This window comes from Cyclobacterium salsum, assembly GCF_010119245.1.
Classification (GTDB): Bacteria; Bacteroidota; Bacteroidia; order Cytophagales; family Cyclobacteriaceae; genus Cyclobacterium; species Cyclobacterium salsum.
On the sequence record NZ_WNKG01000006.1, the window covers coordinates 111,187 to 126,878 of the forward strand.

General features: G+C 47.3%; 11 protein-coding genes. 8 read left to right on the forward strand and 3 right to left on the reverse strand.

Translation table 11 applies throughout. The annotated features are described in order from the left end of the window. Positions 1-321: 321 nt before the first annotated feature. On the forward strand, positions 322-606 hold the full coding sequence (locus tag GJS45_RS11800) for a hypothetical protein (protein WP_162342048.1): 285 nt from the start codon (positions 322-324) through the stop codon (positions 604-606). 151 nt (positions 607-757) lie between these two features. Further along, positions 758-2,008, forward strand: coding sequence for a serpin family protein (locus GJS45_RS11805; protein WP_162342049.1), 1,251 nt, complete (start codon positions 758-760; stop codon positions 2,006-2,008). Positions 2,009-2,020: 12 nt separating this feature from the next. On the opposite strand, the gene GJS45_RS11810 is transcribed toward GJS45_RS11805, so the two are convergent. The 3 genes from GJS45_RS11810 to GJS45_RS11820 form a co-directional block, all read right to left on the reverse strand. Further along, the gene (locus GJS45_RS11810; protein WP_162342050.1) at positions 2,021-3,526 is read right to left on the reverse strand and encodes a sulfatase; all 1,506 of its coding nucleotides are present in this window, start codon (positions 3,524-3,526) and stop codon (positions 2,021-2,023) included. Between the two features lie 195 nt (positions 3,527-3,721). Next, entirely contained in the window at positions 3,722-4,912 is a 1,191-nt protein-coding gene (gene fdhA, locus GJS45_RS11815; protein ID WP_162342051.1) for a formaldehyde dehydrogenase, glutathione-independent, read from the reverse strand. A gap of 12 nt (positions 4,913-4,924) precedes the next feature. After that, positions 4,925-5,320, reverse strand: a complete 396-nt coding sequence (locus tag GJS45_RS11820) for a DoxX family protein (protein ID WP_162342052.1) — start codon at positions 5,318-5,320, stop codon at positions 4,925-4,927. A gap of 201 nt (positions 5,321-5,521) precedes the next feature. Here GJS45_RS11820 and GJS45_RS11825 point away from each other — a divergent pair, with 201 nt between their 5' ends. The 6 genes from GJS45_RS11825 to GJS45_RS11850 all read left to right on the forward strand — a co-directional run bounded on the left by GJS45_RS11825 (position 5,522) and on the right by GJS45_RS11850 (position 15,653). After that, on the forward strand, positions 5,522-7,273 hold the full coding sequence (locus tag GJS45_RS11825) for a DUF5060 domain-containing protein (protein WP_162342053.1): 1,752 nt from the start codon (positions 5,522-5,524) through the stop codon (positions 7,271-7,273). Next, on the forward strand, positions 7,255-9,465 hold the full coding sequence (locus tag GJS45_RS11830) for an APC family permease (protein WP_235954729.1): 2,211 nt from the start codon (positions 7,255-7,257) through the stop codon (positions 9,463-9,465). The genes GJS45_RS11825 and GJS45_RS11830 overlap by 19 nt, the downstream gene beginning before the upstream one ends. A gap of 1,006 nt (positions 9,466-10,471) precedes the next feature. Continuing rightward, on the forward strand, positions 10,472-11,536 hold the full coding sequence (locus tag GJS45_RS11835) for a class I fructose-bisphosphate aldolase (RefSeq protein WP_162342054.1): 1,065 nt from the start codon (positions 10,472-10,474) through the stop codon (positions 11,534-11,536). A gap of 115 nt (positions 11,537-11,651) precedes the next feature. Further along, positions 11,652-12,383, forward strand: a complete 732-nt coding sequence (locus tag GJS45_RS11840; protein ID WP_162342055.1) for an HAD family hydrolase — start codon at positions 11,652-11,654, stop codon at positions 12,381-12,383. Then, positions 12,383-13,201, forward strand: coding sequence for a trehalose-phosphatase (otsB, locus tag GJS45_RS11845; RefSeq protein ID WP_162342056.1), 819 nt, complete (start codon positions 12,383-12,385; stop codon positions 13,199-13,201). Before GJS45_RS11840 ends, otsB begins: the two co-directional genes overlap by 1 nt. 52 nt (positions 13,202-13,253) lie before the next feature. Beyond that, on the forward strand, positions 13,254-15,653 hold the full coding sequence (locus GJS45_RS11850; RefSeq protein WP_162342057.1) for a glycoside hydrolase family 65 protein: 2,400 nt from the start codon (positions 13,254-13,256) through the stop codon (positions 15,651-15,653). Positions 15,654-15,692 lie beyond the last annotated feature (39 nt).

Below are 15,692 nucleotides of genomic sequence, written 5' to 3' on the forward strand. Positions count from 1 at the left end.
GATTTTCTACATATGGACAAAGAAACCAAATCCGGCTGATGATGAACAGATAACGCCATCTGACTTGTGCCAATTGTTTTCTTAATCCAGGATAAGCACAGCGGCGCCATTCTTTTTATGGGAAAACTGGGTGATCCTTCCCTGCTGAATTAAATCCAGGATTAACTTAAATGCTGAGATCATAAAGTTGGCCTGATATTTTTTTTAAAGAAGGCCTGAATCAATCAAGGCCGGTAAAAAGTTATTTTCTAAACTTAACATAGGTCAATGCAGGAGTGAATGGGCATGCTTTATTTTGTATCTAACTAAGTGGATGACAAAATGATGCATTTTAAATTTAATACCGGAAAGTTACCTTATTGGTCAGCTATCAGTACTATCCTTTGGGTTTTGGTCCTCTTTTCTTTGGGTACAGGGATTTACGATTGGTTTCTCCACCAACGCCACCTGGATTGGCATGAGCAGCTTGATTTTATCATGCTCAACGGGTTGGCTGATGCAGTAGGATTTTTTTTGGTCTGGTTATTTTTAAGATGGATGGCTGAAAAACTGATGAATAAATCCATCGAATTAACCGTGAAGCCTTTGGAGTCTGGGGAAAAGTAGGCCTTTCAAATGAATTTTGCCTTCCTGATTCCGGCAGCCCATTTATACCTTCCAGGGAAAAAAATGACCATGAACGTTACTTTTTCCGGTAAGCATTGTAGCACATGAGGTTCGTTTTGCGTCTCGGGAATAACCAAAACCCGATGTTACCATGAAAAATTACTGCTTTCTTTTCGCTTCATTTTGCTGGTTTTTTTGGTCCTGTAACAGTTTGACCGGGGAAGATGAACCACTGGAACCCAGGATTCGGACCCTTCAACTGGCAGAGAATTCTCTGGTAAACAGCAGCTCTGCTTTTGCAATGGACCTCTTTCAGCAGCTACAAATCCAGGAAGGACCCAACCAATTTTTCAGTCCTTTCAGCATTCACCTGGCACTTGCCATGGCGATGAACGGGAATGAGGGAGAGACTTTGGAGCAATTCAGACAAGTTCTCCATTTTGAGGGGATGGACATAGAAGAGGCAAATGAGGCGGCCGGTACCCTTACCCGGTTTTTGATGGAATTGGATCCAAAGGTCCGTTTATCCATAGCCAATGCCATTTGGTACAAGCAAGGCTATACCCTTGATGAAGGTTTTGGCAGTAGGCTCCGTGAAGCTTATGATGCCGAATTGGCTTCCCTGGACATGTCCAATCCTCAGGCAGCCGACATCATCAATCAGTGGATTGAAACGAATACGGAAGGACTGATCAGGGATATGTTGGATCAGGTTCCGGCCAGTGCGGTCATGTACCTGGTCAATGCCATCTACTTTAAGGCAGACTGGAAGTACCGATTCGATGAGAAGCAAACCAAAAAAGCTCCTTTCACCACCTCCGATGGGTCTGAGGTGCAGGTCGATATGATGCAATTAGCGGAGGCCACTACCCTAAAATTCCGGAGGAGAAATGGGATGGATTACCTGGAAATCCCCTACAGCACCGGGCAGTATAGCCTGGGGATTTTGACAACGGATGAAGGGTTGCAAGAAAAGCTGGAAGGGCTGGATCTGGAATCGTTGGGGCAGTTCCGGGAAGAGGCCAGGGAAATGAATTTTCTGCTGCACATGCCGAAATTTAAAATGCGCTATAAAGTGGCTAATCTCAAAGAAGATTTGATAAGCATGGGGCTTACACTTCCTTTTGAAAGTCATCCAGGTAATTTTACCCGTCTGTTTGCCAATACTACCGGTCCCTTGGAAATAAGCCGGGTAATCCACGAGGCGCTGATTGAAGTGGATGAAAAAGGAAGTGAAGCGGCAGCAGCTACCATTGTAGAAATTAGAGAAACAAGTGCCGGCGGAGGACCCTCTTTTTCAGAGTATAAGCTGGATAAACCGTTCGTGTTTTTCATTCAGGAAAACCACAGTGGGGCCATCCTTTTTATGGGGAAATTGGGTGACCCTTCCCTGTTGGATTGAATCCCGACCCGTTTATAGCCCGGAGAATAAGTCCGATTTTTCCTGGTCGATGGCCGTTAGTTTTTTTTCCAGGTCGCTGACAATATGGGGGTGACTTTCCCGGATATTTTGATGGGGTAGCGGTTTCTCTTGATTGTCAAACAGATTGATTCCCAGGGTATCTCCGCTCGCTTTGTCGATCCATACCATCAATCGGTGATCCCGGGTGCGAACCGTTTTTCCAAGCACCCCCCAGGCATCTCGCTCTCCAACCACGTACTCCTTGAGTGGGGCCTCCGGGTTTTTTATAGCGGATTTGAAGCTTTTTCCCTCCAGATGCACAGGGGTCGGAATTCCGCACAAATCGGCAAGTGTAGGGAATATATCCACGGTCTCCACCAGCCCATGAGCTGCCACACCGGGTTGAGTCATCCCGGGCTGCCGGACAATAAGCGGGCTATTGAGGGCGATATCGAAATTGGTATGCTTGCCCCAGATGCCGTAATCCCCCAGGTGCCAGCCATGATCCCCCCACAAAACCACAATGGTGTTTTCATCCAGTCCCAGCCGTGTCAACTCATCTAAGACTTTACCTATTTGCGCATCGACATAGCTAACCGCTGCCAGGTAGCCGTGTTTGAGGATTTTTTCCCGTTCCGGTGTGATCTTCCAGCCCAGGGTATCGCCCGGCCAGGTGTAGGTTCCCCGGGGTTCGTAGCTGCTGCGGCCGTAGTGAAGGCTTAGGTCGGAGGTAACATTTTCCGGCATGCCCTGGTAGTCGGAAGCGGGGATGCTTTCGGGATCGTACAAGTCCCAGTAGTGTTTGGGAGCATTAAAGGGGAGGTGGGGTTTGTAGAATCCCACAGCCAGAAAAAACGTGGAGTCTTTGAGGTTCCGCAATTGTTGGATGGCTGCTGCGGCGTTGTGCCCATCCGCGTAGCCCTCATCGTCCACCGGCGCAGCTTCAAAGGGGGGCAGGCTGCGGTTGGTTGGCCGGTCGTAATAGCTTGTTCGCGCTTTCCCTCCGGCGTAGGAGAAAAAGGCACTCCAAGGTTCCCTCCATTCTCCCACCGGCGCATAGGATTCATCCCAACTATAAGGAACCTCGTGCAGGGTTTGTAGTGAATCCATCACCCCACCGGGCTGGTGGGAAATCTTACCGATACCTACGGTACGGCACCCGTTTTCTTTAAAGAGTTGGGGCAGGGAAAAAATTCCGGTCGGTTTCGTTCCGGATTCCCGGATGGTTTTGAAAATGTCCCAGTCGGTGGTCCGCGTGCCCGAAAGCAGGGTGGACCGGGATGGCCCGCATGCGGCCGCATGGACAAAGTGATTGAAAAAAGTCCGTCCTTCCGAGGCCAATTGGTCGATGTTCGGTGTATGGACGTAATCAACGCCGTAACAACCCAGTTCCGGGCGTAAATCGTCTACCGCAATAAACAGCACGTTGAGTTTTTCATTTTTTGCCTCCGGATTTTCGCAAGCAAAAAAAGTGAGCGCAACTAGCGGCAGGCTGGTTAGGAGTAATCGTATTTTCATAATTTCCTATTAGTCGGTTTTCGTGCTAAAGTAAAGCAATTTGGTTACAATTTAACGGAAAGCACAGCGCATGGGTGTGAGCGGCTATTTGGTTGGGTTTAAAAACCCGGATCGAAAAAATCACCTGGATTGCGGCTATTCTGTTTCTTTAAAAAAAAACCTACCAGGCGCAATGCCGCCCGGTAGGCGATTGGATCAATTTGGGATCAGCCCATGGGGATCGATCACAAATTTTTTGGCCGCTCCCCCGTCAAAATCCTTATATCCCTGGACAGATTCCTTCAGCGATATAATTTGTACATTCACTGCTTTGGCAATCTGCACCTTGTCGTACAAAATGGCCTGCATCAGTTGCCGGTGGTATTTCATCACGGGGCACTGTCCGGTATGAAAGCTATGGGACTTTGCCCAGCCCAATCCCAAGCGGATGCTCAGGCTTCCTTTTTTGGCCGCCTCATCGACCGCTCCGGGATCGCCTGTCACATATAAGCCTGGAATACCGATACCGCCACCGGCACGGGTCACATCCATTACCGAATTGAGTACCGTAGCAGGTGCTTCCTTATCTGCATCCGCTCCATGGCCTTTGGCTTCGAATCCCACGCAATCCACGGCACAGTCCACTTCGGGTACGCCTACAATGTCGGCAATGGCATCCGGTAGCGGGGTTTTATTTCTCAGGTCAATGGTTTCACAACCAAAACTTTTGGCCTGGGCCAGGCGTTCGGGAATCATGTCGCCTACAATTACCACGGCCGCTCCAAGCAAATGACAGGAAGCCGCACAGGCCAGTCCTACCGGCCCCGCGCCTGCTACGTAGACAATGGATCCGGGGCCAACGCCAGCAGTCACTGCTCCGTGATAACCCGTCGGGAAAATATCGGAGAGCAAGGTCAGGTCTCTGATTTTTTCCATAGCCTGATCCTTGTCAGGGAACTTCAACAGGTTAAAATCAGCGTAAGGCACCATGACATACTCAGATTGGCCGCCTACCCATCCGCCCATATCCACGTACCCGTAGGCAGCGCCCGGTCGGGCGGGATTAACGTTCAGGCAGATGCCCGTTTTTCCTTCCTTGCAGTTGCGGCAACGGCCGCAGGCAATGTTGAAGGGCACCGATACCAGGTCACCTTCTTTGATGAATTCCACATCTCTACCTGCTTCGATGACGAGTCCGGTGATTTCATGGCCGAGAATCAGTCCTTCTGGTGCGGTGGTCCTTCCCCGGACCATGTGCTGGTCACTGCCGCAAATATTGGTGGAAACAATTTTGAGGATGACCCCATGGTGACATTTGCGGTCGCCAAGGGCCAGTTTTGGATAGTCGATTTCCCGGACCTCTACTTCTCCGGGTTTTACATAAGCTACTCCGTGATTTTTACACATGTCAATTTGGGTTTATGTGGACGATTTGTTTTTCTCTCCATCTACACTCCATATTCCGGATCCCACAGCGGCGATGTAAAGGAAAATGAAGCAATACAATACCGCTTTTTCGCCTCCGTTAAGTAAAGGATTCCATCCCTGGGGGGCATGCGCCATAAAAAAGGCGACTGCCATCTGTCCACTGGAGATAAACGCGGCAATACTACCAATCAGCCCAATCATGATGAGAATTCCCCCCACCAATTCCACCACACCGGCAAATCCCATCATGGAGAATAATTCTTTGGGTTCATCCCCTCCCGGCCAACCGATTAGTTTTTGGGATCCATGCATGGCAAAACTAAATCCTGCCACGATTCTTAAAATAGCATACAGTTGGGGAGCAAATTTTCCAAGATACTTTTCCATAGGTTATATTGTTTATTTTGTTGATGAATGAAACAATTTAATAAATAACCTGCAAAAACCAATTTTAAAATAGGTATTTCCTGGCAATAAAGAAAAGTCATGTTTATAATAATCAAATCTGGTTCCGATAATCGTTCATCCGCCACATTTTTGTGTTTTTTTCCTCCAAATGACTAACTTTAGGTCAAAACCAAGCCCATAATGAGAAAGCTATTTTTTTTATTTGCCTTAAGTACCCTGGTATCACCTGGATATGCTCAGAAAGCTACTATCGAGGGGGACCAAGTAGCCTACCAGAAACTGACTTTGTCCTGGGAAGGTCCCCAAGGAAACGAAGCAGCCCAAACGTTCTTAAACTTTCGCCTGGAGGTGGAATTTACCGATCCTACAGGAAAATCCACTGTAGTACCTGGGTATTTTGCCGGTGACGGCATGGCAGGAGAAAGCAGTGCTACGGAGGGAAATATCTGGAGAGCACATTTATTACCCCTTATTCCCGGAGATTGGCAGTACCAGGCTCGATTTTATCAGGCCGATCGCGCAGCCATTGCTTCCACTATTCACGGAGAATGGGAGACTTCCTTTCACGGCGATGCCGGGGAATTTCAGGTAGCTCCTCCAGATGGTAAGGCACCCGGATTTTTATCCAAAGGGAAACTTGCGTATACCGGAGGCCATTTTTTACAGTTTACCAATGGCGATTATTTTCTGAAAATGGGAGCCAATTCTCCGGAGGTATTTTTGGAATATTCCGGATTTGATGGTACCGATTCAGATAGAGACTATCCCGCACACCTGAAAGACTGGGAAGAAACCGATCCGGTCTGGCAGGGAGGAAAGGGGAAAGGTATTCTGGGTGTCGTAAATTACCTTCAAGATCAAGGGATTAACGCCCATTATTTCCTTTTAATGAATGCCTATGGGGATGGGAAAAAGGCCTATCCCTGGATAGGGCCGGATGCGTATTACGAATATGACCTTTCCAAACTGGATCAATGGCAACAGGTCTTCGATCACATGATGGCATCAGGGCTAATGCCTCAATTCGTCCTCTCCGAACAGGAAAACCAATCTTATTTTGAGGCCAAGGAAGGGGGCGTTTTTGCTGACAGCCGGAAAGTATATTACCGGGAGATGGCAGCCAGGTTTGGTTACCTTAATGCTGTTACCTGGAATATAGGAGAAGAAAGTGGCTGGGGCAAAGAGTCCACCGAAGAGGGGAAGGCGAATAGTACGGAGCAACGAAAGGACTTTGCTGCCTATTTAGAGGATCTTTTACCTGCTAATGAATTAATTGTCGTTCACAATGGGCCTTCCAATACCGACGCTATTTTTGATGGGTTGTTGGGAGATTCTCCCTATACCGGCATTAGCTACCAGGGTAATTTTGAAGATTCCTTTTATGGCTACGAGCGAATCCGGCACTGGCGGGAGCAATCTGCTCTCCATGGACAACCTTGGGTAGTCACCTACGACGAGCCTTATACGAATCCCGAATTTCCGGATCTGGATACCTGGAGAAAAAATGCGCTTTGGGCCGCTTTGATGGCCGGAGGGGCAGGGGTTGAAATCTATTTTGGCAGCGGAAAAGACCTCACGATTCAAGATTACCGGCTATATGAAAAGTACTGGAAGACCATGGATCGGGCCAAATCCTTTTTCCTCAATAACAACCTTCCCTTTGAGAAACTGAAACCAATGAATCCGTCCGAAACGACCGGCTGGGGCCTGGCACTGGATTCAGAGGAGTTGGTTATTTATTTGCCGGAGGGCGGGAAAGGACAGGTGATTTTGCCTTCGGGAACCTATCGTATTCATTGGTATGATCCGAGGATGGGAGAGATGTATACTACCGGAGAGCCAATAGAAGTGGCAGAAAAAGAAAAGGTAAGTCTTGGGCAGGCTCCCCATGATGCAGAAAACGACTGGGTTGTTTGGATAAGCAGAGACTAATGGCGGGAAAGGGAACGAAGAAGAATAAATATTCGAAATTAGGTACTTTTGGAGGGGTTTTTACCCCTTCTTTGCTTACTATACTAGGGGTCATCATGTACCTCCGGTTTGGATGGGTGGTGGGAAATGTGGGGCTAATCGGCACCCTGCTGATTGTAACCCTATCTACCTCCATTACCTTTCTTACCTCGCTGTCCATAGCCGCGGTGGCCACCAATGCTCCTGTAAAAGGCGGAGGGGCTTATTTTCTGATCAGCAGATCCTTGGGAGCAGAAATTGGTGGGGCCGTGGGAATCCCCCTATATTTGGCACAAGCCTTTTCGGTTTCTCTTTACATCATTGGATTTTCGGAAAGTTTGACGGCAGTATTTCCAGTGCTGGAACCCCGATCGATCAGTCTGGTGACCACGCTTCTTTTAGGGTTCCTGGCGTTGTTTTCCACTAAAGCTACGATCAAAGTTCAATACATCATTTTAGCGCTGATAGCGCTTTCATTGCTTTCTCTTGCCTTAGGCAGGCCGTTGGAAGATTCCCATATCGAATTATGGGGTGTGCCCGCTTCCCAGTCGGTGAGTTTCTGGCAGGTTTTTGCCATATTTTTCCCGGCGGTTACCGGGATAATGACGGGAGTAAACATGTCCGGAGACCTAAAAGATCCGGCTAAATCCATCCCTAAAGGCACTTTCCTGGCAGTGGGTGTTGGCTTTGTGATTTACATGATCCTGCCAATTATCCTGGCTTCCAGAGTTGATGCCGCTACCCTGGTAGCTGAGCCCCTGATCATGCAGCAGATCGCTGTTTGGGGCGGGGCCATTCTTCTGGGGGTGTGGGGAGCTACCTTGTCCAGCGCTACCGGAAGCCTACTGGGTGCTCCCCGGGTATTGCAGGCACTGGCAAATGACAAGATCCTACCCTCTTGGGCAGGTTTCTTTACTAAGGTTGTAGGAAAAGAGAAAATACCACAGGCAGCTACCCTCTTTACGATAGGCATAACCTTGGTGACCGTGTATTTTGGCAATCTGAATCTGATCGCTCCGATTTTGACCATGTTTTTCCTAACTACCTATGCGGTATTGAATGTCACCGCCGGAGTGGAAACCTTTTTGAAAAGCCCTTCCTTTCGACCCAAATTTAAGGTGCACTGGCTTTTTTCTTTATTGGGAGCCCTGGGCTGTGCGGCCGTGATGTTTTTGATCAATTCTCTCGCTACCATCGCCGCATTTCTGGTGATCGGCATTATTTTTATATGGCTGAAACGAAGGAAAATAAGGAGAACCTGGGGAGGTCTGGGGAGCGGCATTCTTTCTTCCATCATCCGTTATGCCTTGCTAAGATTAGAAAAGGAAGTAGATGCCAAAAGCTGGCGTCCCAATATCCTGGTTTTGTCTGGCTCTCCCACCAAACGCTGGCGACTAATCGAATTGACCAATGATATTACCAATGGTAATTCCCTGTTTACGGTCAGTACCATTCTTTCCGAATCGAATGTACCTCAGGAAAAGGTCAAAGACTACGAAAGTCAGATCATGGACTTTCTGGCCAATAAAAATGTACAGGCCTTGGTTCGCGTGCTGCGGGCCCCGGATCCCTTCACAGGGGCCACCCAATTGGTGAATGCGTATGGCTTGGGGCAGCTGGTCCCCAACACGGTCCTATTAGGCGACACCCGGGAAAACGCGCATTTAAAGCCTTATTCCAGAATGATACGGCATTTTTATAAATCCCGGAAAAACGTCATTATCGTGCAGGATGAAAATAATAAGGGGTTTCGGAAAAAACAGGTGATTGATATCTGGTGGGGAGGGCTGAAAAAAAATGGAAGCCTGATGATCATTTTGGCGTATTTGTTGAAAAACAGCCGGGAGTGGCAGCAGGCCCAGGTAAATGTTAAAATGGTGGTCCCCAACTCGGAGGCCTCTGTCGGAGCCCGAAAAAATTTGGAAGCCATTTTTTCAAGCATGCGTATCGGTTTTGGGTACCGGATATTGGAATCGAAGGGCAGGGATTTTTGGGAGATATTAAATAAAGAATCCGCCGAAAGTGACCTGGTGCTAATTGGCTTGGCGGTTCCCGAGCTGGAAGGTGATTTTGAGGTTTATTACAATGCTCTAAAGGAAAAAACCAAGGCCTTACCTACCAAGGTGTTTGTGTTGGCGGCACAGGAGGTGGAGTTTGATAAGGTGTTGCACTAGCTGGGTTGCTGATTATTCAAAAGGCTGGTGTCATTTGAACCGGCAGGATTTCTCGGCAATTGGAGTAGGCGAGTAGGATGGTATGGCGAAAATATTTCGCCCATTCAGGGCTAGGGATGCCGTTATCCGTATTGTTGTCAAAGGGCTGCACCCTGTGCTGCTGTATTTCGCGCCTTCAGCGCTTGGGTTTTCGTTATTTACAGGTTATTCTTTGCTAGTCCAAGTATCCATTTTAGTGTTGGTTCCGATACTGGTATAGGGCTTTATCGGGGTTTTTATATTATTCCCATTCAGGACTTAGTTTCATCTGTTTATATTTTTTTTTCAACGGTCAGATGGAATCTCCCATGCTTGATAATCATCCCTCTGTGTGTCGATCTCGTCATGCTCGATTTCGTGTTTTGAATTCTGGCTTTGTTTTGTATTAGTAAAGATTGCATTTTCGAGGCTTCGACAAAAGGTGATTTTTCAAGGCATCAAGCGCTGAAAAGGCGGGATATTTTCCCGAACCTTATTTTCTTAGGTACGAAAAGGTGTTCGTTTTTGGCGAAAAGCCCCGGTTTGGAGGCTCAAAGGCGCAGCTCCGGGACGAACGGTTGCGTATTTTTTATTCAAGCCTGTCAGTTTTTGGTCGGCACTTGTCAGTTTTAAGTCCACACAAGCATATATGATGTACCTGGGTAGGGTTCGGAACCCCTTACCGGGACTTAGTGAGTACCCTTACCCGTTGTCTATAAGACTGGTTTATTTTGAAAAGAACAGTTTAGATTGCCTGCACCGGAAACCCCCGGGAAAGAGAATAGCTTCGAAAGTGTTGCTGAACTGCTTCGACCGGTTGTTTGGTGGTCCTTTTACCCGATTTTACAAGTAATTTTTCATTTTTGGACCGAATAAGGCGCAATTAGCAACTTTGGTATAATAAATGTGCGTTAACTAGAACGAAATCAGGTTACTATTTTGGCCTGTCGGTACTCTTCTCCCATTTTACAACGATACCCCTAAAAAAATGAACACTGGATTTGAACGGATAAAAGAATTGCTAGGTAAGGATGAGGAATATTATTTAGCTCACCAGAGCAAGACCTTTGATAAAAAATTGCTGCACCTTCCTTCAGCTGATTTTGTAGATGAAATTTTTGTAAACAGTAACAGGAGCCCACAAGTGCTGCGGAATTTGGCTGGCCTTTTTAATCATGGACGATTGGCAGGCAGTGGATACCTCTCCATTCTTCCCGTCGACCAGGGTATCGAACATTCCGCAGGAAGTGCCTTCGCTCCGAACCCGGTGTATTTTGATCCCGAAAACATTATCCGGCTTGCTATAGAAGCCGGTTGCAACGGTGTAGCCACGACCATGGGTACGCTAGGGGTGATCGCGAGAAAATACGCCCATAAAATTCCCTTCGTTGCTAAAATAAACCATAATGAACTGCTGACTTATCCTAATAAACACGAGCAAATCATGTTTGGCTCGGTTGAGGATGCCTGGAATCTGGGGGCAGCAGCCGTGGGAGCCACCATTTATTTCGGATCTGAGGGCTCTAACCGACAAATCATTGAGGTATCGGAGGCCTTTGAAAGAGCCCATGAACTGGGCATGGCTACCATATTGTGGTGCTATACGCGGAACAGCGGTTTTGAAAAAGACGGTAAAAATTACGAAACCGCAGCAGACCTGACCGGGCAGGCCAACCATTTGGGCGTTACCTTGCAGGCGGATATTATTAAGCAAAAACTACCTACCCACAACGGGGGGTTTACGAGTATCAATTTTGGAAAATCCCATCCCGATATGTATGATAAGCTGAGCAGTAGCCATCCGATCGATTTGTGTCGCTATCAGGTAGCCAATTGTTACATGGGAAGAATTGGCCTTATCAATTCTGGCGGGGCTTCCTCTGGGGAAGATGATCTGCAGGAGGCGGTTAAAACAGCAGTCGTTAACAAGCGCGCCGGCGGCATGGGGCTCATTATGGGTAGAAAGGCTTTTCAGCGCCCCATGGATAAGGGTGTGGAATTGCTGAACACCATTCAGGATGTGTATTTAAGCAAAGAAATAGACGTTGCCTGATTTTATTCCGACAATTTTTGATATTGTGTGAAGAATATCTTCATAAAGATTGTCCTTTATGGTATTTTGAAATAATTTTATTTTTGCCCAAAACCTTACCCAACCCGTAAAAATCATGTCAAAGAAGGTACAACCCACTATTCAGGCGATCATTCTGGACATGGACGGCGTGATCACAGACAGTGCCCGGCTTCATGCCAAAGCATGGAAACAGATGTTTGACGAGTACCTGGAAAAGGTGCAAGGCAAGCATTTTGCCCCTTTGGATATTGGGAGGGATTATAAACGCTATATCGATGGGGTCTCCAGGCTAGATGGGGTTCGCGCCTTTCTTGAATCCCGACAATTAGCCCTGCCGGAAGGTACTCCCGAAGACGGCCCCGAAGAGGAATCCATCGTTGGTCTCGGCAGACGGAAAAATAATATTTTTTTAGCGTTGATGAAGAAAGAGGGGGTTGACGTATTTCCGGACACATTGGAAATGGTAAAGCAATGGAAAAAGAAAGGGATAAAATTAGCCGTCATTTCGGCGAGTCGAAATTGTCGGCGGATTTTGGAAGCGGCCGATATGCTACATTGGTTCGATGTCCGGATAGATGGAGAAATTGCCAGGGAGCAGGAGCTTCCAGGCAAACCGGCACCGGACGTGTTTATTAAGGCCATGGAGAATCTAAATGCTGATTTGGACCATACCTTAATTATAGAAGATGCTATTGCCGGGATCCAAGCAGGTAAAAAAGGTGGTTTTTCGGCGGTAGTTGGGGTAGCTAGAAATGGTGAGGATGAAGTGCTTCGCGACGCGGGGGCAGACATAGTGGTACATGAACTTACGGAATTGAAACTATAATGGAGACACAAAAAAAACTTCGGGAAACAGCGACTCTCCCCCATGCCCTGGAAAGCTTCCAGGATATTGTTACTGACATCGGCGGGAAGCGACCAGTGTTATTTTTTGATTACGACGGCACGCTGACCCCTATTGTGGAGGACCCTGACGCGGCTGAACTAACCGCAACCAGCAAGAAGGTCATCCAGCAATTGTCCGATCAATTCACCCTTGCTATTATCAGTGGACGGGGGTTAGCCGATTTAAAATCAAAGGTCGGGCTTCAGGGATTGATTTATGCGGGTAGCCATGGTTTTGAGATTTCTGGTCCAAATGGGTTGGAAATGCAATTTGAGCCAGGTAAAAAAATTTTACCCATTTTGGACGAGGTTGAAAGCAAGTTGAAAAAGCGGATTGAAACGATCGATGGCTGCGAGGTGGAAAGAAAGAAATATGCCATCGCAGTTCATTACCGAAGGGTGAAAGCAGACCAGGTAGTAGACGTTGAAAATGCCGTGGAGGAAGTTCTGGTAGGGGAGCAGCGACTTAAAATCGGGAAGGGTAAAAAGATTCTGGAACTCAAGCCGGACCTGGATTGGCATAAAGGGCATGCCTTAAATTGGCTGCTTGATGAATTAGATTTAGCAGCGGCCCAAAACCACCCCATATTCATTGGAGACGATATCACGGATGAAGACGCGCTTGAAGCCTTAAGCGGCACCGGTATTTTGGTGGGGTCCCACGGGCAAAAAACCTATGCCGATTATCGGTTAAAAGATACCGGAGAGGTATATCGGTTTCTAGAGGAGTTGGGAAACTGGGATAAGGGTAACCCATAGTCTGAAAGGCTAAGAAAGCTGGGGATCGTTATCGAAAAAAAACAAAACAGAAATGAAGGATAATTTTAGCATCGTTTACGAGGGGTGGAAGCCTGAAAAGCAAAAACTAAGAGAAGCCTTGTGCACCTTAGGCAATGGATACCTCGCGACCCGGGGCGCGGCTGAGGAAAGCCGAAGTGATGATTTTAATTACCCGGGGACCTATCTCGCAGGAGGTTTTAACCGGGCCAGGACCGAGGTATCTGGTAAAATAATTGAAAACGAAGATTTTGTCAACTTCCCAAACTGGCTGTGTCTTAGTTTCAGACCGGAAGGTGGCTCCTGGCTCAGTCTTCACAGCCAAAAGATACTGGCCTATCGGCAGACGTTCGATATTAAATGTGGGGTTTTGATCCGTGAGTTTCGCGTAGAAGATAAAGAAGGAAGGATTACAGCCGTAACCAGCAAGCGGATCGTGAGCATGCGAGACAAGCATATGGCAGGCATCCATTGGGCAATTACGCCGGAAAATTGGACTGGCATCGTAGAGTTCCGGTCCGGGCTGGATGGAAATGTGATCAATGACAACGTGGCTCGATACCGGGAATTAGAGAGCAGACACTTAAAGCCCCGGGAGACGGAAAAGATCGCTGATAATGCCATTTTTCTATTGGTGCGTACCCGGCAATCCAGGATCAGCATGGCCCAGGCGGCCAGAACTTCCCTTTATCAGGATGAAAGGGAAATGAGCCCAGTAATTACCACCAATCAGCGGGAAGGGTACATTGAACAAGTGTTGCGGGTTGAGTTGGAGGAAGGGAAAACCTATACCTTGGAAAAGGTAGTGGGTATTTATACCAGCAGGGATCGGGCCATCAGTGAACCCGGGGTGGAGGCAAAAAAGTCAATTAAACGAGCGGGTCGTTTTGAAGAGATTTGTTTTCGTCATGAGGAGGCCTTAAAGACGTTGTGGAATAGAGCCGATATCGGAATTATCAATGGCGATAGAAATCAACAATTGCTCCGTCTGCATATTTTCCACCTGCTCCAAACCGTATCTACCAATATCATCGGCATGGATGTGGGCGTGCCATCCAGAGGACTTCACGGAGAGGGGTACCGGGGACATATCTTTTGGGATGAGCTGTATATCTTCCCCTTTTTAAATCTGCGGTTTCCGGACCTAACCAGGAGTTTGCTCATGTACCGGTATTACCGCATTGAGGAAGCCAGGTTTGCCGCCAAGGAAGATGGAAAAAAAGGAACCATGTATCCCTGGCAAAGTGGTAGCAACGGCAGGGAGGAAACACAGGTGGTACATTTGAACCCCCAGTCTGGAAACTGGATACCTGATAATACCCACCTGCAGCGACATATCAATTCGGCCATTGCATACAATATTTGGAACTATTACCTAACGACGGAAGATCAACAATTTCTCTCCTATTTCGGAGCGGAAATGTTTTTAAGCATCGCCCAGTTTTGGGAAAGTATGACCAGCTACAACAAGGAAGAAGACCGGTATGAAATTCACGGGGTCGTGGGCCCGGACGAATACCACACTTCCTATCCAGACTCCGATCAGGTTGGGCTAAATAACAATGCCTATACCAATGTAATGGCGGCATGGGTCATGCAAAAGGCACTTCATATCGTGGAAATTATTGAGAAAAGCAGGCGTAGAGAGCTGATGAAGGAGCTCCACATCAAGGAGACAGACCTGGAATTGTGGAAGGATATCAGCACAAAAATGTACGTTCCCTTCATCGAAGAGGGTATCATTGCCCAGTTCGAGGGGTACGAAAAGCTGGACGAATTTCCCTGGGAAGAATATCGAAACAAATACGAAGATATTCACCGGTTGGATCGAGTGTTAGAAAATGAAGGAGATAGCCCGAATCGGTATAAGGCCAGCAAGCAGGCCGATGTGTTGATGCTTTTTTACTTGTTTACGAAAACAGAAATTCAGCGTATTTTTAACCAGCTTGGAATCGAATACTCGGAAGAGATGGTTTCGAAAAACATCGCTTATTACAGAGAGCGGACCTCCCATGGGTCCACTTTGAGTCGGGTGGTGTTTTCCTGGATTTTATTAAAATACGATCAGCAACAGTCCTGGGATAATTTTGAGACGGTACTAATCAGTGATTTTGAGGATATCCAAGGCGGTACTACTCCGGAGGGCATTCATCTGGGAGCCATGGCGGGATCCCTGGACCTGGTCCAAAGGGCTTTTCTTGGGCTGGAAGTAGGAGAAGAAGCTTTGTGGATTGACCCTCCGATGTTGGATCATCTTAAGAAGATTTCTTTGCGGGTTCAATACAGGCGTCATTGGATTGCGTTTTCACTGGACGATAAAAAATTAACCATAACCTTCGAAACCGGATGGAAAAACGAAGTAAAAATAGGTGTTCAAGGCAAAAGCTATACGTTTAAACTTGGCGAAGTAAGGGAGTTTTACCTTGATGAATAGTTTCAATCTACCGATTACCAACAAATAACAAGAGTTACA